The 22,844-nt window shown below is 59.8% G+C and carries 22 protein-coding genes, 1 tRNA gene and 4 pseudogenes; 15 read left to right on the top strand and 12 right to left on the bottom strand.

The genetic code is table 11. The features are described from left to right. The 3 genes from AACY36_RS11240 (at position 1) to AACY36_RS11230 (ending at position 3,637) form a co-directional block, all read left to right on the top strand. Positions 1 to 1,515 carry a tripartite tricarboxylate transporter permease gene (locus AACY36_RS11240; RefSeq protein ID WP_339414956.1) on the top strand — a complete coding sequence of 505 codons (1,515 nt, stop codon included), beginning with the start codon at positions 1 to 3 and terminating at the stop codon, positions 1,513 to 1,515. Further along, positions 1,508 to 2,536 (top strand): AbrB family transcriptional regulator, encoded by a 1,029-nt coding sequence (locus AACY36_RS11235; protein ID WP_339414957.1) that lies wholly within the window; start codon positions 1,508 to 1,510, stop codon positions 2,534 to 2,536. Before AACY36_RS11240 ends, AACY36_RS11235 begins: the two co-directional genes overlap by 8 nt. Positions 2,537 to 2,698: 162 nt before the next feature. After that, a complete protein-coding gene (locus AACY36_RS11230) occupies positions 2,699 to 3,637 on the top strand; it encodes a YncE family protein (RefSeq protein WP_339414958.1) in 939 nt (312 codons plus the stop codon). A gap of 11 nt (positions 3,638 to 3,648) precedes the next feature. Here AACY36_RS11230 and ung read toward each other — a convergent pair whose 3' ends face one another. Continuing rightward, a complete protein-coding gene (gene ung, locus AACY36_RS11225) occupies positions 3,649 to 4,341 on the bottom strand; it encodes a uracil-DNA glycosylase (RefSeq protein ID WP_339414959.1) in 693 nt (230 codons plus the stop codon). A gap of 136 nt (positions 4,342 to 4,477) precedes the next feature. Between ung and AACY36_RS11220 the strand changes: the two genes are divergently transcribed. Next, positions 4,478 to 5,590 (top strand): enoyl-CoA hydratase/isomerase family protein, encoded by a 1,113-nt coding sequence (locus AACY36_RS11220; RefSeq protein ID WP_339414960.1) that lies wholly within the window; start codon positions 4,478 to 4,480, stop codon positions 5,588 to 5,590. Between the two features lie 55 nt (positions 5,591 to 5,645). Here the strand turns inward: AACY36_RS11220 and AACY36_RS11215 are convergent, their stop codons facing one another. Next, positions 5,646 to 6,008, bottom strand: coding sequence for a hypothetical protein (locus tag AACY36_RS11215; protein WP_339414961.1), 363 nt, complete (start codon positions 6,006 to 6,008; stop codon positions 5,646 to 5,648). 245 nt (positions 6,009 to 6,253) lie between these two features. Here AACY36_RS11215 and AACY36_RS11210 point away from each other — a divergent pair, with 245 nt between their 5' ends. The 7 genes from AACY36_RS11210 to AACY36_RS11180 all read left to right on the top strand — a co-directional run bounded on the left by AACY36_RS11210 (position 6,254) and on the right by AACY36_RS11180 (position 11,385). Beyond that, positions 6,254 to 7,894, top strand: a complete 1,641-nt coding sequence (locus AACY36_RS11210; RefSeq protein ID WP_339414962.1) for a methyl-accepting chemotaxis protein — start codon at positions 6,254 to 6,256, stop codon at positions 7,892 to 7,894. A gap of 85 nt (positions 7,895 to 7,979) precedes the next feature. Continuing rightward, positions 7,980 to 8,192, top strand: coding sequence for a cysteine-rich CWC family protein (locus tag AACY36_RS11205; RefSeq protein ID WP_339415050.1), 213 nt, complete (start codon positions 7,980 to 7,982; stop codon positions 8,190 to 8,192). Next, the gene (locus AACY36_RS11200; protein ID WP_339414963.1) at positions 8,192 to 8,884 is read left to right on the top strand and encodes a 16S rRNA pseudouridine(516) synthase; all 693 of its coding nucleotides are present in this window, start codon (positions 8,192 to 8,194) and stop codon (positions 8,882 to 8,884) included. Before AACY36_RS11205 ends, AACY36_RS11200 begins: the two co-directional genes overlap by 1 nt. Before the next feature lie 305 nt (positions 8,885 to 9,189). Further along, positions 9,190 to 10,074: an alpha/beta fold hydrolase gene (locus AACY36_RS11195; RefSeq protein WP_339427819.1), complete on the top strand. Its 885-nt coding sequence runs from the start codon at positions 9,190 to 9,192 to the stop codon at positions 10,072 to 10,074. 188 nt (positions 10,075 to 10,262) lie between these two features. Then, a tRNA-Gly gene (locus AACY36_RS11190) sits at positions 10,263 to 10,336 on the top strand. A 195-nt stretch (positions 10,337 to 10,531) separates the two neighbouring features. After that, complete coding sequence (locus tag AACY36_RS11185) at positions 10,532 to 11,056, top strand: DUF3833 domain-containing protein (protein WP_339497073.1); 525 nt, start codon at positions 10,532 to 10,534, stop codon at positions 11,054 to 11,056. A 23-nt stretch (positions 11,057 to 11,079) separates the two neighbouring features. Then, positions 11,080 to 11,385: a DUF6482 family protein gene (locus AACY36_RS11180; RefSeq protein ID WP_049709535.1), complete on the top strand. Its 306-nt coding sequence runs from the start codon at positions 11,080 to 11,082 to the stop codon at positions 11,383 to 11,385. A 203-nt stretch (positions 11,386 to 11,588) separates the two neighbouring features. Here AACY36_RS11180 and AACY36_RS11175 read toward each other — a convergent pair. Both AACY36_RS11175 and AACY36_RS11170 read right to left on the bottom strand, forming a co-directional pair. After that, positions 11,589 to 12,049 (bottom strand): annotated as a pseudogene (locus tag AACY36_RS11175) (MFS transporter); the annotation flags it as partial. After that, positions 12,046 to 13,209 (bottom strand): MFS transporter, encoded by a 1,164-nt coding sequence (locus AACY36_RS11170; protein ID WP_339414966.1) that lies wholly within the window; start codon positions 13,207 to 13,209, stop codon positions 12,046 to 12,048. The pseudogene AACY36_RS11175 and the gene AACY36_RS11170, both read right to left, overlap by 4 nt. Before the next feature lie 95 nt (positions 13,210 to 13,304). Between AACY36_RS11170 and AACY36_RS11165 the strand changes: the two are divergent. The 3 genes and pseudogenes from AACY36_RS11165 to AACY36_RS11155 all read left to right on the top strand — a co-directional run bounded on the left by AACY36_RS11165 (position 13,305) and on the right by AACY36_RS11155 (position 15,646). Continuing rightward, positions 13,305 to 13,912: pseudogene (locus AACY36_RS11165) on the top strand (LysR family transcriptional regulator). A 694-nt stretch (positions 13,913 to 14,606) separates the two neighbouring features. Next, positions 14,607 to 15,107, top strand: a complete 501-nt coding sequence (locus AACY36_RS11160; RefSeq protein WP_065874719.1) for a methylated-DNA--[protein]-cysteine S-methyltransferase — start codon at positions 14,607 to 14,609, stop codon at positions 15,105 to 15,107. Positions 15,108 to 15,220: 113 nt separating this feature from the next. After that, positions 15,221 to 15,646: a low affinity iron permease family protein gene (locus AACY36_RS11155; protein ID WP_339414967.1), complete on the top strand. Its 426-nt coding sequence runs from the start codon at positions 15,221 to 15,223 to the stop codon at positions 15,644 to 15,646. 52 nt (positions 15,647 to 15,698) lie between these two features. Here the strand turns inward: AACY36_RS11155 and AACY36_RS11150 are convergent, their stop codons facing one another. From AACY36_RS11150 to AACY36_RS11140, 3 genes are all read right to left on the bottom strand, one after another. Then, positions 15,699 to 16,226, bottom strand: a complete 528-nt coding sequence (locus AACY36_RS11150; RefSeq protein WP_339494980.1) for a DUF4142 domain-containing protein — start codon at positions 16,224 to 16,226, stop codon at positions 15,699 to 15,701. Between the two features lie 186 nt (positions 16,227 to 16,412). Continuing rightward, positions 16,413 to 16,823, bottom strand: coding sequence for a fosfomycin resistance glutathione transferase (fos, locus tag AACY36_RS11145; RefSeq protein WP_339414969.1), 411 nt, complete (start codon positions 16,821 to 16,823; stop codon positions 16,413 to 16,415). 13 nt (positions 16,824 to 16,836) lie between these two features. Beyond that, positions 16,837 to 17,754 (bottom strand): LysR substrate-binding domain-containing protein, encoded by a 918-nt coding sequence (locus AACY36_RS11140; protein WP_445261136.1) that lies wholly within the window; start codon positions 17,752 to 17,754, stop codon positions 16,837 to 16,839. A gap of 77 nt (positions 17,755 to 17,831) precedes the next feature. Between AACY36_RS11140 and AACY36_RS11135 the strand changes: the two genes are divergently transcribed. After that, positions 17,832 to 18,320, top strand: a complete 489-nt coding sequence (locus AACY36_RS11135) for a DMT family transporter (protein ID WP_339414970.1) — start codon at positions 17,832 to 17,834, stop codon at positions 18,318 to 18,320. On the opposite strand, the pseudogene AACY36_RS11130 reads toward AACY36_RS11135, so the two are convergent. The 5 genes and pseudogenes from AACY36_RS11130 to AACY36_RS11110 form a co-directional block, all read right to left on the bottom strand. Beyond that, positions 18,321 to 18,860 (bottom strand): annotated as a pseudogene (locus tag AACY36_RS11130) (MFS transporter); the annotation flags it as partial. Positions 18,861 to 18,996: 136 nt separating this feature from the next. Further along, positions 18,997 to 19,938: a hydroxymethylglutaryl-CoA lyase gene (locus AACY36_RS11125; protein ID WP_339494982.1), complete on the bottom strand. Its 942-nt coding sequence runs from the start codon at positions 19,936 to 19,938 to the stop codon at positions 18,997 to 18,999. Continuing rightward, a complete protein-coding gene (locus tag AACY36_RS11120; RefSeq protein WP_339497071.1) occupies positions 19,935 to 21,128 on the bottom strand; it encodes a CaiB/BaiF CoA transferase family protein in 1,194 nt (397 codons plus the stop codon). Before AACY36_RS11120 ends, AACY36_RS11125 begins: the two co-directional genes overlap by 4 nt. Before the next feature lie 113 nt (positions 21,129 to 21,241). Next, positions 21,242 to 22,154: pseudogene (locus AACY36_RS11115) on the bottom strand (LysR family transcriptional regulator). Then, positions 22,154 to 22,828, bottom strand: a complete 675-nt coding sequence (locus tag AACY36_RS11110; RefSeq protein WP_339414973.1) for an NAD(P)H-binding protein — start codon at positions 22,826 to 22,828, stop codon at positions 22,154 to 22,156. Before AACY36_RS11110 ends, AACY36_RS11115 begins: the two are co-directional and overlap by 1 nt. Between the last annotated feature and the right edge of the window lie 16 nt (positions 22,829 to 22,844).

Raw genomic sequence — 22,844 nt, 5'->3', positions numbered from 1 at the left:
ATGGATACTTTCGGCTACTTGGGCCAAGGCTTCGGCGTTGCACTGTCCCCCTACAACCTGATAACCGCGCTGTGCGGCACCCTGATCGGCACCGTGGTCGGCCTGTTGCCGGGCCTTGGCCCGATCAACGGCGTGGCGCTGTTGATTCCGATCGCCTTCGCCCTCGGCCTGCCGCCGGAATCGGCGCTGATCCTGCTGGCAGCCGTGTACCTGGGCTGCGAGTACGGTGGCCGGATCAGCTCGATCCTGCTCAACATTCCGGGCGAAGCGTCCACCGTGATGACCACCCTCGACGGCTACCCGATGGCCCGCAAAGGCCTGGCGGGTGTAGCGCTGTCGTTGTCGGCCTGGAGCTCATTCATCGGTGCGTTTATCGCTACCTGCGGCATGGTGCTGTTTGCGCCGCTGCTGGCCAAATGGGCGATTGCCTTCGGCCCGGCGGAATACTTCGTACTGATGGTATTCGCGATTGTCTGTCTCGGCGGCATGGCGGGTGATAAACCCCTGAAGACGTTTGTGGCGGCGCTGATCGGCCTGTTCCTCTCGGCGGTGGGCATCGACGCCAACAGCGGTGTGTACCGTTTTACCGGCGATAACATTCACCTCACCGACGGCATCCAGTTTGTGGTGTTGGTGCTGGGCTTGTTCTCCATCAGCGAGATCCTGTTGCTGCTGGAAAAAACCCACCGTGGTCAGGAAGCTGTGAAAGCGACCGGACGGATGATGTTCAACCTGAAGGAAGCGTCTTCTGTCTTTGTAGTAAACATCCGTTGCGGACTGCTCGGTTTCATCATGGGCGTGTTGCCCGGTGCCGGTGCGACCTTGGCCTCGGCGGTTGCCTACATGACCGAAAAACGCCTGGCCGGTGCCAGCGGTACATTCGGCCAGGGCGACATGCGCGGCCTCGCCGCTCCGGAAACCGCGATCGGAGCGTCCGCCTGCGGTGCGCTGGTGCCGATGCTGACGCTTGGCGTACCCGGCTCGGGCACCACGGCGGTGATGATCGGCGCACTGTCGTTGTACAACATCACCCCTGGCCCGCTGCTGTTTCAACAGCAACCGGATATCGTCTGGGGCCTGATCGCCTCGCTGTTTATCGCCAACATCATGCTGGTGGTCCTCAACATCCCGATGATCCGCATCTTCACGCGCATCCTGGCCGTGCCAAACTGGGCGCTGGTGCCAGTGATCGCGATCATCACGGCGATTGGTGTCTACGCCGTTCACGCGACCACCTTCGACCTGTTCCTGATGGTGGGTATCGGCATCTTCGGTTACATCCTGCGCAAGCTCGACTTCCCGCTGTCGCCGGTGCTGCTGGGCTTTATCCTGGGCGGCTTGATGGAGCAGAACCTACGCCGTGCGTTGTCGATCTCCAACGGTGACCTGCAAATCCTCTGGTCGAGCCCGATCACCTTTGGTGTGTGGGTACTGACTGCGCTGATGCTGGCCCTCCCGCTGGTGCGCATCTACCGCAAACGTGCCTTGCAGCGTCGTGCCGTGGCCGATGCCTGAGACCACCTTTAAACACTGGTGGGGAACACCGCTGGTCGGGCTGGCCGGCGGTTACCTGGCCAGCCTCGTCGGCTGGCCTTTGCCGTACATGGTCGGCTCGTTGCTGGCGATCATTCTGGTGCGTTGCCTCACGCCTTGGCAGTTGGCCGAGATACCCGGCGGGCGCAAATGCGGCCAATGGGTGGTGGGCATAGGCATTGGCCTGCACTTCACACCGGTGGTGATCGAGCAGGTGATGAGCCACTTCGGGCTGATTTTTTTTGGTGCGCTGGTCACCAGCCTGTCGAGCGTGGTCGGCGTGTGGTTGATGAGGCGTAGCGGTGAAGACCGCGCCACCGCATTTTTCTCCAGCATGCCGGGTGGCTCCGGTGAGATGGTCAACCTCGGCGCACGCAATGGCGCAGTGCTCAGCCGGGTCGCGGCGGGGCAAAGTTTGCGGGTGCTGGTGGTGGTGCTGTGTGTGCCGGCGATCTTCAAGTATTTGCTTGAAAGTGGCACGCCGCAGTTTCATCCGGCACCGGTGAGTTGGCCTTGGTTGTTAGCTCTGTTTCCGATGGGTGCGCTGATGGCCTGGGGCTGGCAGCGTTTGCGTCAGCCGAACCCGTGGTTGTTCGGCCCCTTGCTGGTGAGCGCCACTGCCAGTGTGGTCTGGGACCTGCATATCGCCCTACCCGACGGCGGCAGCCAGATTGGCCAATGGCTGATCGGCAGCGGTTTGGGCTGCCACTTCAATCGCCAGTTCTTTCGACGTGCGCCATCGTTCATGGGCCGCACCCTGATAGGCACGGCCTTGACCATGGCGCTGGCGACATTCGCGGCGGTGGGTTTGAGCGCCCTGACCCATCTGGACCTGCGCTCGCTGACCCTGGGCATGATGCCCGGCGGCATTGCCGAGATGAGCCTCACTGCCGAGACCCTGCAACTGTCGGTGCCGCTGGTGACGGCGATGCAGGTGATGCGCTTATTATTCGTGTTGTTTTTGGCAGAGCCGCTGTTCAGACACTGGAACCGCCTACCCTGAGCAGAGCCGCTGTGCAAAGGTCTCCCAGGAACCATGACCGCTCATCTGAACTGTCATTTTTCACAGGTAGTCAACCTCACTCACTGAGCGCTCAATCTGTGGTGCAGATCGCGTAAGTACACGTGATGACTGCACCCTTTCCGCCTACTCGAATTGCTCATCATGACCAAACACAATGAGCCACGCCCACCGACCTCTGACGACGCCGCAAAACCTGCAGCGATTGTGGAAACCATCGCAGTACCAGGCGACCCCAATAGCCTGGTGATGAACCGTGCAGGCACACGTCTGTATGTGACAAGCGCTACAACGGGATCCATCACCGTCCTCGGCACCCAACCTCTGCGGGTGATACAGACCCTAACAGGCCTGGGTTCTCCCATAAGGATAGTAATCAGCCCGGATGACTCCCGGGTTTATGTGAGTGACAACAGTGTCGCGACTGGAACCCCCATCAACGTCATCGAAACCCTGAATAACACCGTAGTCAAAACCATCACAGGGCTCATCACGGTGAATGGCATGGCGCGGAACTCAACGGGTACAAGATTATATGTGGCTGATCACGGCGATTCGAAACTGGTTGCCTTTGATACCAGCACCTATCAACGAGTGAGTGAGACACCGGTGCATGGCCCTAAAGACGTGGTGATCGCACCGGACAACACGCGTGCTCACGTCGCCACGGATAGTCACGGCTGGGCCATCGTCGACCTCGCGAGCAATAATGTCACCGCGTATATCGGCATCGCCGCCGGCACCCCCACGGCCATCGCTTACAGCCCGCGCTATCCAAACCTCTACATCACCCACCGCGAAAGTGGAAAGGTGACCGTTGGCAATGCCTTGATCCCCGACGTCAGCAAAGAAATCAGCAACCTTGAGGGGCCTTGGGCCATTGCCTTCAATCGGCTCAGCGAAATGGCGTATATCTCTGAAACAGACGGGCGACGGATCAGTATTATTGACACGCGTCTGAACCGCGTCACCGGCACTATTGAAGGTTTCGACAAACCGCGGGGTATGGTTGTCGCCCCGGATGGCCGCAATCTATATGTCGCTGATATCGAGAATGGCTCGGTTTCGATGGTCAGGCTTTAGTACCGCGCGGATCAGACGAGCGGCAACCGCCACTCAATCGGTGCCTCGCCATTCTGCTCAAGAAACTTGTTGGTGCGGCTGAAATGCCCGCAACCCAAGAACCCGCGATACGCCGACAACGGCGACGGGTGCACCGAGGTCAACACGAGGTGCTTGGTCGCATCGACCAACTTCTGCTTGCCCTGCGCATGTGCGCCCCACAGCAAAAACACCAAATGCGGCTGATGTTCGCTGACCACTTCGATAACCCGATCGGTAAAAAACTGCCAGCCCTTGCCCGCATGGGCGTTGGCGTTGGCACGCTCCACGGTCATGGTGGTGTTGAGCATCAAAACCCCTTGGTCAGCCCAGCTTTGCAGGTAACCATGATTGGGGATGTCGATGTTCAGGTCGCGCTTGAGCTCTTTATAGATATTCACCAGCGACGGCGGCGTCGGCACGCCCGGTTGCACCGAAAAGCACAGCCCATGAGCCTGGCCGGGACCGTGGTACGGGTCCTGGCCGAGGATCACCACTTTGACCTTGTCCAACGGCGTGGAATTGAGCGCATTGAAAATCAGCGGGCCCGGCGGGTAGATTTCTTTTCCGGCGGCATGTTCCTGGCGCAGAAACTCGCGCAATTGGACCATGTAGGGCTTATCGAACTCATCGCGCAGGGCGTGTTTCCAGCTGGGTTCGAGTTTGATACGGTCGCCATCGGTCATAGTTGAATTGTCTTGTAAAAAAGAATGAGGCGAACCCTAGGAAAGCCGACTCCGCTTGTCAATTGATCTGACACCCCACCGGCACTTTCTTACTAAGCGATCATACTGATCCTTCACCTTCTCGCTTGAGGTCACGATGAACCTGCACTTCGAAGAGCTAACCGGCAGCGACGGTGCCCGCATCGGCATCGCCAGCCTCGATGCTGAACAGTCCCTCAATGCCCTCTCCTTGCCAATGATCCTCGCCCTCGGCGACCGCCTGGACACCTGGGCCAAGGACCCAAACATCGTGTGTGTGCTGTTGCGTGGCAACGGTCCCAAGGCGTTTTGCGCTGGCGGCGAAGTACGCAGCCTGGCCCAGGCCTGCCGTGAACATCCCGGCGAGGTGCCGCCATTGGCTGCGCAGTTTTTCGCGGCGGAATACCGCCTCGACTACCGCCTGCACACCTACCCCAAACCGCTGATCTGCTGGGGCCACGGTTATGTACTGGGCGGCGGCATGGGCCTGCTGCAAAGCGCGTCGGTGCGTATCGTCACCCCGAGCAGCCGGTTGGCAATGCCGGAGATCAGTATCGGCTTGTATCCGGACGTGGGCGCTAGCTGGTTCCTGTCGCGCCTGCCGGGCAAACTCGGCTTGTTCCTTGGCCTGACCGGCGCGCACATCAACGGTCGCGACGCCTTGGACCTTGGCCTGGCCGACCGCTTCCTGCGCGACGATCAACAAGACGAACTGCTGGATGGCCTGCTGCAACTGAACTGGCAGGAACAGACCTCGGTGCAACTCAATAGCCTGCTCAAAGCGCTTGGTCAGGAAGCCGTCGATCAGAAACCCGAAGCGCAATGGCTGCCGCGGCGCGCACAGATCGACGAATGGTTGGACGTGGGCGATGTGCGCTGTGCCTGGCGCGCCTTGAGCCAACTGCTTGAGCACGCCGATCCGTTGTTCAGCCGTGCCGGCAAAACGCTGACCGAGGGCTGCCCACTGACCGCCCATCTGGTATGGGAGCAGATCCAGCGCGCCCGGCATTTGTCCCTGGCCCAAGTGTTCCAGATGGAATACACCCTTAGTCTCAATTGCTGCCGCCATCCGGAGTTCAGCGAAGGCGTGCGTGCGCGACTGATCGACAAGGACCAGACGCCCCATTGGCATTGGCCCGATATCAATACCGTCCCAGAAACGGTGGTGCAGGCGCATTTCAATAAGGCGTGGGAAGGCCGCCATCCGTTGGCTGACTTGTCTGATTACTGATTATTGGCGCCCATAAAAAAGCGGCGCTTCATGCGCCGCTTGCCATGCGGGTCTGTCAACGGTGACCGCCGCGACCACCTCCGTGGTCGGAACCGCGACCATGCCCGCCATTACCCCAACGGTCGCTACCCCAGCCTTGATTCGGATAAGGCCGGTAACCGGCGCGCGGCCCGTAATAGCGCGGCGCAGGCTGGTAATAACGCGGTGCCGAGTAATAACGCGGTTGGGGCGCGTAATAGCGCGGCGAAGGGTAATAGTCACGGCGGTAAGGATACGCCGCGCCACCGCCGTAGTAGTACACCGGCGCCGGTGAGGTGTAGACCTCAGAACGGTAATAGCTCTGGCCTCCATCGTAATAAGGCACACAGGCAGAAAGGGTCAGACCGAGTAAAGCACTGAGCAGCAGTCGTCGATACATGGCGGCCTCCTGGACCGCGGAAGAGCACCTCCAGCGACGCTGAAGGGCGGCATTCAGCTTTCACTGAATGACGAAATATCTGACATCAAAAACCGAATCTGGTGCGTTTTCGCAACAGCTTGATACATCTGCGCGCACTTTAACGTTTCAGTAAATTTAGCTAGCTCGAAACTTTGCCAATTGCGATGATATTACTATGACATCGCTCGAAGCCAGGGAGGCTCTACCGTGCGCCTTTCGCGACTATGACCGGACTCGCCCCCATAAAAATATCAACCAAACTGCTGCTTTCATTCCTTCTATGTGCGCTGGTCACCCTCGGGGTCGGCCTGCTGGGCATCAAAGGGGGGGTGCGCCTCGCCACAGCATTGGAGCAGACGTTCTCCAACAATCTGGTGTCCGTCAGCAATACGGCGGCCACCCTCAATGGCTTGGTCGCGCATAACCGGGGCCTGTACCGATTGATGGATGCAAGCAAGGGCGACGTCTCCGCCCAGGACCGCGATCGCGTGCGCCAGGACATCGCCAACGAACTCAAGCACAGCCAGGCGGTTTACGCTGCCTACCGCGCAACACCGCTGGAAGATGACGAACGGGCAGCGGGAGATAAACTCGACCAGATTTGGCCCGCTTATATCAGCAGCTCCGAACGCATCATGGCGCTGCTCGACAGCGGCCAGGTCGAACAGGCCCGCACCCAGCTCAACACCGCCAACAACGAACTCTTCCGTGAGGCGCGCGAGTTAATCCGCGTGATGATCGAATCCAATAACCGCCAGATCAAGGAAGGCGTCATCGCCGCCGATGAGCTGCGCGGCAGTGCGTTGGCGTGGATGATCAGTGGCATTGTCCTGGCCTTCATCATTGCCATCACCATTGGGGTGTTGATCACCCGCCTGATCACCCGCCCTATCGCCCAGGCTGTGGAAAGCGCACAACGCATTGCCAAGGGCGACCTGACCCAGGCCATCCTCACCGAACGCACCGACGAAGCCGGGCAATTGCTGATGGCACTGGCGGATATGCAGGGCGGCTTGAAAAGCACCCTGATGGAAATCGCCAACGCTTCCGACCAGCTCGCTTCAGCCGCCGAAGAATTGAGTGCGGTCACCGATGAAAGCAGCCGTGGCCTGACCCGTCAGAATGATGAGATCCAACAGGCCGCTACGGCCGTGAACCAGATGACCGCTGCGGTAGACGAAGTGGCGAGCAACGCCGTATCGACCTCAGAGGCTTCGCGCCAGGCCACCAGCGAGGCCGAGGACGGTCGCCAGCAAGTCGAACAGGCCGTGTCCGGCATGAGTTCGATGGTGAGTGAAATCAACGATTCCACGCAATCGGTCGCAGATCTCGCCGGGCAAGTGCGGGAAATCGGCAAGGTGATCGATGTGATCCGTGGCATCGCCGACCAGACCAACCTGCTGGCCCTCAACGCCGCCATTGAAGCGGCCCGTGCGGGCGAGCAAGGTCGCGGTTTTGCAGTGGTCGCCGATGAGGTGCGTGCACTGGCGCATCGCACTCAGATCTCCACGGTCGACATCGAAAAAATGATTGGCGAAGTGCAAGTCGGCGCTGATGGTGCGGTCGCGGCAATGAACAAGAGCCTGACCTGGGCCAACAATACCCAGGCCCTTGCACAAAACGCCGGTGAAGCACTGCAACGCATCACCGCCAGTGTGGCGATGATCAATGAACGCAACCTGGTGATCGCCTCCGCGTCGGAGGAGCAGGCCCAGGTGGCACGCGAAGTAGACCGCAACCTGCTGAATATCCAGGACCTGTCCACCCAGACGGCCGCCGGTGCCAACCAGACCAATGCCGCCAGCCAGGACCTGTCGCGCCTGGCCACGTCCTTCAATGCACTGGTCAGCAAGTTCCAGCTCTAAGTAGCCTGTGCGGGGTCGGCCCTGTATCGTGCAAGGCACACCGGAATTCTCCGGAACCTTGCCTGATCCAAGCCCGAACCTGCCGATGACCACGCCAACCCTCTGCCCTGCCTGCGGCGCCCGCAACGACTGTACCCTGGCTGACCCACGTACGGTCGACCGGGCCTGCTGGTGCTACAGCGTCACCATCGACCCGGCCGTGCTCCAGGCCCTGCCCGATGAATTGCGCAACAAGGCCTGCTTGTGCCCGCGCTGTGCCAGGGTGGATGAGCAATTACGCGGGGCAGAGCCGACGTAATGCGGGTTGATCGTTTCCTCAGTAACCTGCCGCGCTTCAATCGCCAGCAAGTGCGTTTGCTCTTGGTGGAACGACGGGTGTCGGTCGATGGCGTGGCAGTCAGCGATCCTCATCATGAGGTGCGCGAATTCAGCCGCGTCTGCGTCGACGATGAAGTGTTGCAGGGGGGTAAACCCGCGCGCTACTTCATGCTGCATAAGCCTCAGGGTTGTGTGAGCGCCACGGCAGACCCGCAACACCCGACCGTCCTGGATTTATTGAATGAGCCCGACAAAGCCGACTTGCACATCGCCGGCCGCCTGGATTTCAACACGACGGGGCTGATGCTGATCACCAACGACGGCCAATGGTCGCGCCGACTGACGCAACCGCAAACCAAGTTGCCCAAGGTCTACCGGGTGGAGACCGAGCAAGACATCAGCCCTGCGTACGCGATTACCTTTGCCAAAGGCCTGTATTTCGCTTTCGAAGACCTGACCACGCAACCCGCAGGGCTGGAACTGCTTGGGCCGAGAACCGCTCGTCTCAGCATAATCGAAGGGCGCTACCACCAGGTGAAGCGCATGTTCGGGCACTTTGATAACAGGGTGATCGGCCTGCATCGCGAGCAAATGGGCCCTTTGGTGCTGGATGCTGCCCTTGCGCCAGGCGAGTATCGGGCGCTGACTGACGACGAAATCCGACAAGTCTGACGACCGTTCGGCCGGTGGTGACAAAAAATCTTCTCATCGCCTTGCGGGGTGGAACCTCTGCTGCTTGAATCAGGATCACCAGTTTAAATATGACTGGCGAGTCGCCTATAACCTCCAAGAAACACAGTGCCCCGCCCGCGCTTGATCTACGGGCCTTCCCGGCAAACAGCCCGCCATAACAACACCCGTCGGCCAGCCGTCATCGGATCGACACGGGCCTCCCACTTCAAGGCGTATGCCTACCTGTCACAAAGCTCGTGCAGAGTTACCTGCGCGCCCTACCCGCTTGCCAGGAGTCTTACGACATGAGGCCAGAAATCGCTGTGTTGGATATACAGGGTCAGTATCGGGTTTACACGGAGTTCTATCGCGCGGACGCTGCTGAAAAGACCATCATCCTGGTCAACGGCTCCATGGCCACCACGGCATCCTTCGCTCAAACCGTGAAAAGCCTGTACCCGCAATTCAATGTGGTTTTGTACGACCAGCCCTACGCTGGCCGCTCCAAAATCCATAATCGCCATGAGCAGATGCTGACAAAGGAAGTCGAAGGCCAGATTCTGCTGGAGCTTATCGACCACTTCGCCGCCGAACACGTATTGTCATTTTCCTGGGGCGGCGCCGCCGCGTTGGTTGCCCTCGCCCATCGCCCTCGTCGGGTTGAAAAGGCCGTGATCAGTTCGTTCTCGCCGGTGATCAACGCCCCCATGCGCGACTACCTTGAACGCGGCGTCGACTACCTCGGCAACCTCGACCGCGACCGCGTCGGCCATCTGGTCAACAGCACCATCGGCAAACACCTGCCGTCGCTGTTCAAACGCTTCAACTACAAACACGTCAGCAACCTGGCCGAGCATGAATACGGGCAGATGCACTTTCACATCAGCCACGTGCTGAACAGTGACCGGCTGTGTTACGTCAAAGCGGCCAGGCAAATCGCCGTTCCCGTGTTGTTTGTGAACGGCGAATGGGACGAATACACCAGCGCCCAGGATGCCAAGCTATTTGGTCAGTACGTGGCTAACAGCAGCTTCAGCACCATTCAGGCGACCGGGCATTTTCTGGATATGGAGCACAAGGCGGCGTGCCGCGACAGTCGGGATGCGGTGGTGGGCTTTCTGAAACCTGAGCGGCAGGTCAGCCGGTTGCGGTATCACCAAGGCCAGACGCAGCATGCCTTCGCGATCTGAAATGAGACCCACTGTAGGCGCGAGCTTGTATGGGAGCCGGCTTGCCTGCGATAGCATCACCGAAGTGTGACTGACACACAGAGGTGCCGGTATCGCGGGCAAGTCAGCAACTGCGCTTGTAACTCACACATTTTTGAAGAAAAACTTCAAATCCTGGCGAACATCTGGTACAAAGTCAGCCGCTCTGAGCGGGTATAGTTTAATGGTAGAACAGTAGCTTCCCAAGCTTCCGACGAGGGTTCGATTCCCTCTACCCGCTCCACACGAATTCTCGTTCCGCGTCAGGTCTTTTATTGACGGGAAAACAAAAAACCGGTCCTGTAAGGCCGGTTTTTTTATGCCTGCGATTTGAGGTATCCGTTATTCCTGTCGCGCAAACCTGTACAAATCTATATTTCTGTACAAGTATCTATTCAACACGCTGGCAATTCGCCGCGCGCGATCACGGAGCCGGGCAATGACTCGTCTACTGGTTTCATTGTTGCTGATATTGAGTTTGAGCAGTTGCGCCAACGTCGAGGTCGAGCGCTACGCTGACCAGCAGCCGCAACTGGATTTGGAGCGTTTCTTCAGCAAGCCCGTCAAGGCCTGGGGGATTTTCCAAAAGCGTTCCGGGGAGGTCGCCAAGCGCTTTGAAGTGAACATAGCCAGCCGACGCGAGGGGAACGCCCTGATTCTCGACGAACGCTTCCTGTACAGCGATGGCACACGTCAACAACGCGTGTGGACACTGACACCGGATGGCCCGGGACGCTGGAAGGGCCGAGCGGGTGATGTGGTCGGCGAGGCAATCGGCGAAGTGGCGGGTAACGCACTGCGTTGGCGCTACCGACTCAACCTGCCGGTGGACGGCTCGGTCTACGAGGTGAGTTTTGATGACTGGATGTACCTGATGGACGAGAACACCTTGATCAACCGCTCCAGCATGACCAAGTTCGGCGTCGAATGGGGCCAGGTCACGTTGTTCTTTCGTCGCCAATAAATAACTCGCAGTGAGGCTCAATCATGAATATGCACAGGCTGACTGAATTGGCGGTAAAAGGTGAAATTCGCGAGCTGGAGTTACTGTCGCTGGAGGGTGGTTTCTACATCGCGCGTGTCAGGCTGGATGACGCTGAAATGACATTGCTCGGCGATGATGCCAAGCCGCTGCGCATCGGCTCTACCACGCATTTGCGCGACCTGTTACAACGGGTTCCGCCGTTTCCCTGCGTGCTGGTGCAGCAGTGCGTGCACGATGAAATGTGCGGTGTTCGGGAAGGGCCGATTGGCGCGTTGCGCATTCCGTTTTCGCTGACCTCATCTCTTTAAAGCGCTATGCATTTTTTGGCTCCCCTCCCCCTTGGTATGGGCGGCCTGGGAAGGCAAGCCTATACAGTGCGCGAACGGCCCTGCGCACAAGCACCATTGAGCAGGGCCCCGGCAGCATCACCATCAACCCGGTCAGTGGCAAATACACGGCGGCAACGATTAGCAACGCCGTGCTGCTTTCCGTCAGCTATACCGATGCGCGCGCCAAGATCGCCGCTGAAGTTGTATTTAGACAGCGCCTGCTTGATCCAACCACCGTCCTCGTAGACGTCGCTGATCATTGAGGAGGCGAGCGGTTGTTGGGTGCTGGCGCCCAACCCACCCAACAGCAGCGCCAGCAATAACATCGCCAGTCCGCGGGCCTGGCCCACCAACAAGTAAGCCACGCCCGCAAGCACGGTGCCGCTCACCAGCATCGGTACACGCCCCAACGCTTCGCGGCGTGACTGACCATGAGCTGGGACGCCGCCATCATCCCGGAATAGGCCCCGCGTAACAGTCCGATTTACGCGTAGGAAAGCGCGAACTGCGCCTGCCAGATCGGCAGCAGCACGTAGATGACATCGGTAAGGCCGTCATGCACGGCATGCGCACCGCAGCCGGCGATCAGCGTGCGACGGCGGGTTGATGATGCGGCAGCAGGCACCTCGACGGTATCGTTCATGGTATTGGGATCGGTTCAGGTTTAAGGGGTTTCCAACCGGTCAGGGCAATCAGCAAGGTCAATACCTGGAAGGTCATAATCAGCGCCACGCACCCGGCCCAGCCCCAGCGTTCCCAGATCAACGCCGGGACAATCGCACCGCAACTTCCGCCCAGGTAATAACACGTGAGGTACACGCCCACGGCGCCCGCTTTGTTGTCACGGGCGGTAGCGGTGGTGAACGCGTTGGCGGCTGCCTGGGCGAGGAATACGCCGGTGGAGCTGAGCGCCAGGCCCACGACGATGCACCACAAGGAAGGCACTAACGTCAGCGCTGAGCCGGTGATGCCCAGCACCGCAGCCACGCTCAGCAGTTCGGCGTGAGGCCGGGCTTTACTGAGGCGACCGGCGATGGGGATCACGACCAGCGCCAGCAGGAACACGGTGTAAAGCGTGCCCAACGCCGCAGGTCCCAAGTTGAATGGCGGTAATCCGAGGTACAAACCGGCGTAGGTAAACGCTGCGACTTGGGAGAACAACACGCAAAAACCTACAGCGTAAGCAGCCAGCAAGGGCTTGCGAAAAACGGCCGAGAAAGCGGTTTTAACCTTCGCCGTTCGCACACGACTGATCGGCAACAAGAACGGGATAAACCCACCCACCATCAGGCTCAGCACCGCCAGCAACTCGAAGGCTTCGCGCCAGCCCACGTATTCAGTCATCACACCCGTGACAAAACGCCCGGCAAACCCACCCAGTACGGTGCCTGCCACATACAGGCTGGTGACCTCCGTCACCGTGCCGCCACTCCAGCGGTCGCCGATGTAAGCCACGCTGGTGGCAAACACCACCGGGATCAACATACCTTCGACAAACCGCCACACCAGCACTTCGGCAAAACTGTCGGCGTAGGCGGTCATCAGCGCCGGCACCGCCAACAGCAAAGCCGCCACGCTGATCACCGTGCGTTGCTCAAAGCGCCCGGTCAGTCGGCTGACAAACGGTGCAGTGATCGCCACGGCCAGCGTCGTCACGGTGATACTCCATCCCGCCGCCCTGGCACTGACCTGAAACTGCGCGGCAAAGGTCTGCAGGATGCTCTGGGTGGCATAGAGGTTGAGGAACGCCGCGCAGCCACACAGGAACAGGGCAAGGCGGGCACAATGCAGGCGCGGTTTCATGAAACCTCTCGTTTTATTTTGTGAGGTCTTTATAGAATGGCCGGCGGATCTTAAACCAATACCGATTACGAACCGATCGATACCCAAGGATCAGGATGCTCGATCTACGCAAGCTGCGGTACTTTCTGACGGTAGCTGAAGAATTGCACTTCGGTCGCGCGGCCATTCGCCTGCACCTGGCTCAGCCACCGCTGACCCGGCAGATCTCGGCGCTGGAAACCGAGCTGGGCTTCAAGCTGTTTGATCGCACCAGCCGCAGCGTCACCCTCACGGCTCAAGGGCGGTCATTCCTGCCCTACGCGCGCGACTTGTTGGAGCAGGTGATTGCCAGCAAGCTGGCTACGGGCACCGCCGGGCAGCTAGCCTTGGGGTACGTCAGCTCCATCGCCCTGTCGGACCTGTTCAGCCAGACGATACAGGCGTTTGCGCAGCGTTTTCCCGACGTTCAGCTGACCTTGGTGGAGTGCGCCTCCGGCAGACTGGGCGGCAGATCACCTCTATCATCGCGCTGGTGGCGGCTGGGCAAGGTGTGGCGTTGGTGCCGACGTGTACGCAGAGCCTGATGAATAAAGGCGTGACGTACAGGCCGTTGATGGAGGGGGATGCGTATGCACCGTTGTTGGTGCTGACTCGAAAGGAGAAACAGAACTTATCGATCCGAGCCTTTATGAGCGTGATTGATGAGGTGGTGCGGGCTGGATAACGCATCAACTCTCCAACGCTAATTCACTCGCCGCTATCGGAAAGTTCGTTCAAAACGAATGGGGATCGTGGCGTTGATCACCGAACGTTGGTGGTTACAGTAAGTACCCTTTTGAGGGCTAAACGATGCACTATCCCATCGCAATATCGACCGGCGATGAAAACTCCGCTTGGAGCGTGGAAGTGCTTCAGCAGAGGCATTGATTAAGCTCATTCCTACAGGGACGAGAAAGTTCGCCTATCACCATGGGAAACCTTAACCAGAATAGGACAAAGCAGGATGCTCCCGTGCGGACAAAAAACGTCAACGCAGGTGTTTAGAAAAGTCGTAGGGCTGGTGCTGATCATCCCATTGCTAGCCGCACTGATGCCTATTCCCCCGATAGGCCTGGGCCGTTTTGTATTGATAGCGGCAGTTGCCGGGTCTATCTATGGCGCGTGGTACGCAAGGCAGCACGCTGGTCGAGGCCTGGCAATCGGCGCGGCCATCATCGCGCTACTCAATCTTGGTTCACTGGTCGCACTGTCAACGCCCTCGATAGCCTGGTTTGTCTACCTGGTCTCCTGGGTCTATGGGTCGGGCAATTGGATTCACTGGCGCTTGTAGCGGGCGCAGAATTACACCGCAAGAAACAAGGTTCCCCCACGGTTAGCAAGACGGATAATGGCGCCATACAGCATCAAGGATTATGCCCATGCCTTATGAATACAAGCTCATGCCCTCCCCTGTGGGCCAACTCACCCTGGTGGCGCGCAATGGCAAACTCGGCGCCATCCTGTGGGAAACAGAGCGCGCCAACCGTGTGCGCCTGGGTGAGTTGCACGAGGCCAATGACAGCCCGGTGCTGTTGGAAGCCGAACGCCAACTCAAGGAATACTTCGCCGGTACCCGTAACCGATTCGAGCTGGAACTGGACTTCGATGGCACCGACTTCCAGAAACAAGTCTGGCAAGCGCTGCTGACCATTCCTTTCGGCGAAACCCGCAGCTACAGCCAGATTGCCCAACAGATCGGCAACCCAAAGGCAGTACGTGCGGTGGGTGCTGCCAATGGCAGGAATCCGATCTCGATCATTGCACCCTGTCATCGCGTCATCGGCGCGTCGGGCGGGCTGACCGGGTTCGCCGGGGGGCTGCAAGCCAAGCAGTATTTGCTGGCGCTGGAAGGCACGGGCCAGGCGCAATTAGCCTTCTAAAAACAGCCGCCGACAAAAACGTACAACGTTGTTCACCGGGCTAAATGTAAAAAGAAATTTCAAAGAATTCCTGCGGTCCAGTCTTTCATCACCCCCTACCAAGGAAACCGGTCATGAAATTCTCCACAGTCTCCCAATCCCTCTCCCGCTGGGCGGGCAGCCCACGCACGTTCTACGCGGCGGTGGCGTTGATCCTGGCGTGGAGCCTGAGCGGGCCGTATTTTCACTACAACGACACCTGGCAACTGATCATCAACACCTCGACCACCATCATCACGTTTTTGATGGTGTTCCTGATCCAGAACACGCAGAACCGCGACAACGACATCCTGCATATCAAGATCGATGAACTGCTACGCGTGTCCAAGGATGCTCAAAACGCTGTGCTCAGTCTGGACGGCCTGGACCGTAAAGAACTGGAAAAGCTGCGCCAGGAGTACCGCAGCCTTGGCAAGGCTGGCACCGTGAACCTGAACAGCAGTGGTGGCTATGCTGGCGACGATGCCGGGCCGAATAAAACTGATTTGAACCAGGCATGAAAACGGCGGTTGGAGAACATCCAACCGCCGTTTTTCATTTCAAGTGACGGATTCAGCCGTCGCTTTGATGACCTTTAGCATGGGTCGAAGCCAATGCACGGGCTTTCTGCAAACGCTCCTCCAACTTAGGCAGCGTCTCGTCCACCAAGGCTTTTATTTCAGGTACATCCGATGCCGCGCCTTCCCGTTTGAACAGGGCGATGGCGTCTTCGTTTTCCTTCACCTGTTGCGCGGTGTAGGCCGCATCAAAGGAGTCGCCGTCCTTGAGTTCAGGCATCAGCGTTTCGGCTTTATCGACGATTTTCTCCCGCGGGGCCACAGGCAGATCGAGCTTCTTGGCGATGGCCGCCAGATGCTGGTTGGCCAGGGTGCGCTCGTTGATCACCTCAATGGTGTAGTCCTTGATTTCCTGGGACGATGTCTTGGCGTGGGCCATGCGACTGGTTTCGATATCGGCCATACCTTTGGCCGAAGCCTGCTCAATGAATTCAGCAGGCGACTGGGCGAAAGCATTGCTGGCGCCGAGGCCCAGCAGCATCGCGAAACTGGCGGTGCGTAACCGGATAGCCATGCGGCTCATGATGGGTTCCTCCAGGGCAAGAATAGGTGCGGGAGAACACAGCCCGCCCTCAATTCGAATTTTCAGGGCAGCAAAGGTTTAGAAAAAACTTTTCAGTGCGACGAACGGTCATCTTAAAATCCGGCTGGTTTGCTGCCTGCACGACCTGCCAACACGTGCGCTTGAGCGTTTACGCACGTGCCCGCCCTACGGGTAAAACGTCATTCCGGCATAAGGCTTTTCGCGGCACGCGCGTAGCCGTGAGGCCAGGTCGCCGACATGGGCTTCGAGCTTGTGGCCATCGGGGTCGAGGAAATAGAACGAAGCGCCTTCACTGCGGTTGTCGCGCCACTCTTCAACATCAACCGTTCGCAGGCGCTCGATCAGCGCCGCGAAATCAGCCGCAGCGACGGTAAACGCATAGTGGGTGTAGTCGGCGGCTGGATTCGCGTCGCGCAATGGATCCAGCGATAAACACAGCCATGAACCCGGCAGTGAGAGGTAGGCGCCGGCGTCCCATGTGGCGTCGAGCTGAAGGTGCAACAGCTCATGGTAGAAGCGGACGCTGCGATCCAGATCGGTGACGGCCAGGGTCAGGTGGTTAAAGCCTGAGAGCATGTTGTTTTTCCTGTCAGCGGTGATCTTCGGACAATACACCCTGCACCTGCCCAATCAACCACTGCAACCCCGAATCCCCACCCCGCCGCGCATGCCACGCCAATTCAAATGCAAACGACGGAATATGAAACGGTGGCAGCACCGCCAGCAAGTGCTGATGATCGATATCGAGCAAGCCCCGGGACGACACCGTAAGGATCAGGTCCGTGCCCCGTATCAACTGCGGCGCCACGCCCCAATGCGGCAGGCTGATCGCCACATGCCGACGCTCACGAATCGCTGTCAGCGCTCGCTCGATTTCCGGCGTGCCGCTGCCGCGCATCTCCAACAACACGTGCGGACGTGACAGGTAGGCGGGCAAATCCAGCGTGCCGCGCTCCGGCAGGCTGCTGCGGTCCACCAGACAGGTGTAGTGCTCTTCGAACAACGGCGTAGTACGCAGTTCGGCGGGCATGTCGGGAAACACGCCGGCGGCCAGGTCGAGGTCGCCATTGAGCACCCCCTCCACCATGCCTTCACGGCTGGCCTGGATGATTTGCAGATCGATACCCGGCGCCTCACTGCGCAGCGTACGCACCAGATCGGGTAGGAAAATCGCCGCACTGTAGTCAGACATTGCCACACGAAACCTGCGCTTGGCCGATGCCGGCTCAAAGCGATTCGGCGCCAGCAGGGCTTGCACCTGAGCCAGGGCTTCAGCCAGTGGCGTGGCCAATTCCAGCGCGCGAGCGGTCGGCACCAAACTACCGCCCTGACGCACCAGCAGCGGATCGCCGAGCAGGTCACGCAAGCGCGCCAGCGCATGGCTGACGGCCGGTTGGCTCAGGTGCAGACGCTCGGCGGCACGGGTGACGTGTTGCTCGCTGAGCAAGGCGTCAAGGATCACCAACAGATTGAGGTCGATGCGGCGCAGATCATTCATCAACTGCATGCTCACCATAAGAAATTGGAATTTAAATTTGCGTGACGAATAACCTAGAGTCCAGCAAAACCTCTGGGAGAGTCGAAATGACAACGTTACATTGGGTAGGTTTATTGGCGCTGGCCGTGATTGCCGGGGCCGTGGTGCCGTTTCAGAGTGCGATCAACGCCACCGTCGGGCGCGGGCTCGGCCACCCGTTGTGGGCCACCCTGGCGTCGCTGCTGGTGAGCATCATCGTGTTGCTGCCGGTGATTATGGCGATGCGTCTGCCGCTGCCGAGCCTGACGTTTATCACCCAGGCGCCACTGTGGATGTGGGCGGGTGGCGCGTTCGGCGTGTGCTTTATTTCCCTGGCGTTGATGTTATTGCCTAAGCTCGGCGCCTCGGGGTTTATCGCGTTGGCCATGGCCGGGCAGATTCTTGCGTCGCTGGTCCTCGATCACTTTGGTCTGTTCGGCCTGGCTGAGCGCCAACTGACAACGCCCCGCGTGCTGGGGGCGTTGTTGTTAATCGGCGGCGTGGCGTTGATTCAGTTCAGCGCCACACCCGCCCCCGCTCTGGCAACGACGGGTTGATCAACCCTTATCGAGGGTGCGCAATTTTTGCGGCAGGCCCCACAGCAAGAGCGCCGCCGCCAACAACGCGCACACGCCGATCACATACAGCGCCGGGGTGGTGCTGCCGGTGAGGTCCTTGATGCGCCCCACCATCACCGGGCTGACAATCCCACCGAACTGCCCGAGGGTATTGATCACCGCAATACCGCCCGCCGCGCCTGCGCCGGCGCCCGCCAGCAACTTGGGTGGCAGGGTCCAGAAGGTCGGGATCGACGCGATGATGCCAGCGCCCAACATGCCCAGGGCAATGATCAGGAAGGTGGTGTGGTCGGCGAAAAACCCGGCGCTGAAAAAGCCCACCGCACCGAGTACCACCAGGCCGCAGACAAACTTGCGACGCTCGCCGGTAGCGTCCGACAGTCGCCCGATCACCACCATGCTGATGGCGCCGCAAACATAAGGAATCGCCGTGAGCAGGCCGATCATCACCGGGCTCTGGGTGCCCGCGCTGCGGATCAGTTGCGGTGCCCAGAAGTTGAGGCCGTACGACGCCAGGCGACCTTGCTGACCAGGGCTTTTTCGGCATCGATTTCAGCAGCCGGGCGCGCGCCGGCCTCCAACGTATTAGTGCTCATGGTTTCTCTCCAGCGGGCTGCTCACAGGCGCCCAATTGTTTTTGTTGTCTGGTGTAGCGTTACAACGTGGCGATGTAGGCCGGCGGCGCGTGCAGGTCGCAATTGCGCCCTGCCTTCGCCACCTGGCCAGGAAGTTCGCGGCCCAACAAGGCCGGCAAGCGGCGGGACATTTGCAGCAGGTGCGGCAGGTCGATACCGGTGTGAATGCCGACTTCCTCGCACAGGTTGACCAAATCTTCGGTGCAGATATTGCCCGATGCCCCCGGCGCAAACGGGCAACCGCCCAAGCCACCGAGCGCCGCGTCAAAACGACGGGCACCAGCCTCGTAAGCCGCCAGCACATTGCACAAACCCAGGCCGCGGGTGTTGTGAAAATGCAGGGTCAGGTCACTGGCAGCTATGCGCTGCAACACACGCTTGACCAGGCTCGCCACCTGACGCGGGTTGGCCATGCCCGTGGTATCGGCCAGGCTGATGTCCTTGATGCCCAGCGCTTGATAGGCCTCGATAATCTTCAGCACGCGGTCTTCGTCGATCTTGCCTTCGAACGGGCAACCAAAGGTGGTGGCGATGCTGGCGTTGAGCCTCACCGGGTGGTCGGCGGCAACGCTGACGATATCGCCAAACGCCGCCAACGACGCCTCGCAGCGCATGCGCATATTGGCCAGGTTGTGGGTCTGGCTGGCGGACATCACCAGGTTCAGTTCATCGGCGCTAGACGCGATAGCGCGCTGCGCCCCCTTGAGATTCGGGATCAACGCCACATAGATGACACCTGGCTTGCGCTTGATGCCCTGGAACACTTGCTCGCCATCACGCAATGCCGGGATGGCCTGGGGCGAGACAAATGAACCGGCCTCAATCCGTGAAAAGCCCGCCAGGGAAAGCTGGTCGATCAGGGCGATTTTGTCGGCCGTCTCGACCCAGGTCGGCTCGATTTGCAGGCCGTCGCGCGGGGACACTTCCTGCACAATCAGCGGGTCGGAATAATCAGAAATCATTGCACCACTCCCGTGCTTTTCAGACGTTGGATATCAGCGCCGGCCAGGCCCAGGCTGCCGAGAATTTCGTCAGTGTGTTGCCCCAGGGTCGGGCCCTGCCAGTTCACGCCGCCCGGGGTTTGCGAGAGTTTGGGCACGATGCCGGGCATCTTCACTGACACACCGCCGGGCAACTCGGCAGTGAGCAACATGTCACGCGCCTGGTAGTGTGGGTCGCTGACGATGTCCGCCACCGAATAGATACGCCCGGCCGGCACTTCGGCGGCCTCCAGGGCGCTGAGCACTTGGTCGATGGGCAGACTGCTGGTCCAGTGGGTGATCGCGGCGTCGAGCAAACTGCTCTTGGCGGCGCGGCCATCGTTGTGGGCGAATTCTGGGGCTTCAGCCAGGTCGGCGCGGCCGATGGTGGTCATCAAGCGTTTGTAGATCGGGTCGCTGTTGCCGGCAATCACCACATAGGCACCGTCGGCCGTCAGGTAGGTATTGGAAGGCGCAATGCCGGGCAAGGCGCCGCCGCTGCGTTCACACACATGGCCGAGCATGTCGTATTCCGGCACCAGGCTTTCCATCAGGTTGAACACGCTTTCGGCCAGGGACACATCGACAATCTGCCCATCGCCCTGCCCCGTCTTGACCCGCAACAACGACATCAGCGCGCCGATCACGCCGTGCAACGAGGCCAGGGAATCACCGAGGCTCACACCGACCCGCGCGGGCGGCGAATCCGGGTTGCCGGTGGTGTAGCGAATGCCGCCCATGGCCTCGCCGATGGCACCGAAGCCAGGGCGGTCGCGATAAGGGCCGGTCTGGCCATAGCCAGAAATACGCACCAGCGTCAGCTTGGGGTTGAGGGCGTGCAGTACATCCCAACCCAGGCCGAGCTTTTCCAGGCCGCCGGGGCGCAGGTTTTCGATGAGGACGTCGGCGTCGCCGAGCAGTTGCTTGATCAAGTCCAGCCCTTCTGGCGACTTGAGATCCAACGCCAGGGACTTCTTGTTACGCGACTGCAGGTACCACCACAGCGACGTGCCTTCGTGCAGCTTTCGCCATTTGCGAAGCGGATCACCCTGGCCCATGGCTTCGATCTTGATCACCTCCGCGCCAAACTCGGCCATCAGCCGGGCGGCGAACGGCGCGGCAATCAGGGTGCCGATCTCGATCACCTTGATACCGTTCAGGGGAGCCGTCATGGGGTGTACGTATTATTCTTGGAATGTGTCGCCAAGACTAGAGGGCCGGTGCAGAAAAAATCCAACCGTCAGTTGGCAAGGCGCGTTCGCGAAAGGCGAACACTGTAATTCGCTTACACCGGCATCTTGCGCAGATAGTCAAACAGCAGCCGGCTGACCGGTGACAGCTGCGCCTCATCACGCACCACCAGGATCAGGCTGCGATCCGACCAGTCATCCGTCAACGGCACAGCATGTAACCCCAATGCGCGACCGAAAAGTTCATAGGCCTTCTGCGGCAGGATGCCAATCCCCATATTCGCCTGGACCATCCGGCACATCGCATCAAACCCCGGCACATGAATGCGCAGGCGCAGCATCTTGCCCGCCTCGCGCGCGGCGGCGTGGGTGCGCATATTGATGGAGCTGGCGGCGTGCAGGCCGACGTAATCGCTGTCCAGGGTTTGGGCAAATGCCAGGGTTTCTCGGGTTGCCAGCGGATGATCCGCCGGCATCAGCACGACCAATTTGTCGTGCCGATACGTCACGCTCGGCAGGCCCTTGGTGTCGGTGTCAATGGAGCAAATCCCCAGGTCCGCCACGCCATCCAGAACGCCTTGCACCACGCCGTTGCTGGGGCGCTCTTCCAAGTCGGTTTTCACTTCGGGGTGCTGCTCGGAAAAGTCCCGCAAACCTTCAGGAAGGAACTGAATGATCGCCGACAGATTGGCCAGCATCCGCACATAGCCGCGCACGCCGTGGCTGTGTTCGCCCAATTCCAGGCCCATTTTTTTCGACGTTGAACAGCATCTGCCGTGCATGGTGCAACAGGGTTTCGCCGGCTGCGGTCAACTCCATGCCCTTGGCCCGCCACACAAACAGGCTTACGCCCAGCACCTGTTCCAGTTCCATCCAACGCTTGCTGGCAGCCGAAACGGCAATGGCTTCACGGTTGGCGGCACGGGTCAGCGTACCTTCCTCAAAGACCGCGACAAACAATTGCAGCGTGATCAGGTCCAGCCGACGCACCAGGCCTTTGTGCATCATCAGCGACGCTCGCTGGCCAACCGATTGATCTCGGCCTGCTCCACCACTTGCTGCGACGCACCATGACTCGCCACCTGCAACATAGCCCGGCCGACGGTCTCGGTGCTTACCACCCAACCCGGTTTTATCCGCCGGACAAACGACAACAACGGCCCAAGCACCGAATAGAAGGTCTGGTACAACGGCGTCTTCGAGCGCACGCCATGCAAGGGCTGGATCACCCCCGGCCGAAACAGATACACCGCCTTGAACGGCAGGCGCAGCAGGGCATTCTCGGTCTTGCCCTTGACCCGCGCCCACATCGACTTACCCGCCTCGGAACTGTCGGTACCGGCGCCGGATACATAGATAAAGGTCATCTGCGGATTGAGCCGCGCCAGGGTGCTGGCCGCGACCAGGGTGAGGTCATAGGTGAGGCGGGTGTACTTGGTTTCATTCATCCCTGCCGACGAAACGCCGAGGCAGAAGAAGCACGCATCAAAACCTTGCAGCAGGTTTTCCAAGGGCTGGAAATCCAGCATGTCGCCGTGCAACACCTGATGCAGCTTGCCGTGTTCCTGGGTCAAGGGCGTGCGGCCCACGGCGATGACTTCCTGAACGTCGGCGGCCAATAGGCACTCGCGTAACACGCCCTGACCGACCATGCCGGTGGCGCCGAATAGCAGAACTCTCATAGGGGGACCTCAGCGG

Origin of the sequence: Pseudomonas sp. EA_15y_Pfl1_P101 (assembly GCF_963970835.1) — a bacterium.
Classification (GTDB): domain Bacteria; phylum Pseudomonadota; class Gammaproteobacteria; order Pseudomonadales; family Pseudomonadaceae; genus Aquipseudomonas; species Aquipseudomonas tritici.
Note: the sequence above shows the minus strand (reverse complement) of the source record. Positions and strands in the feature narration are given on the sequence as shown.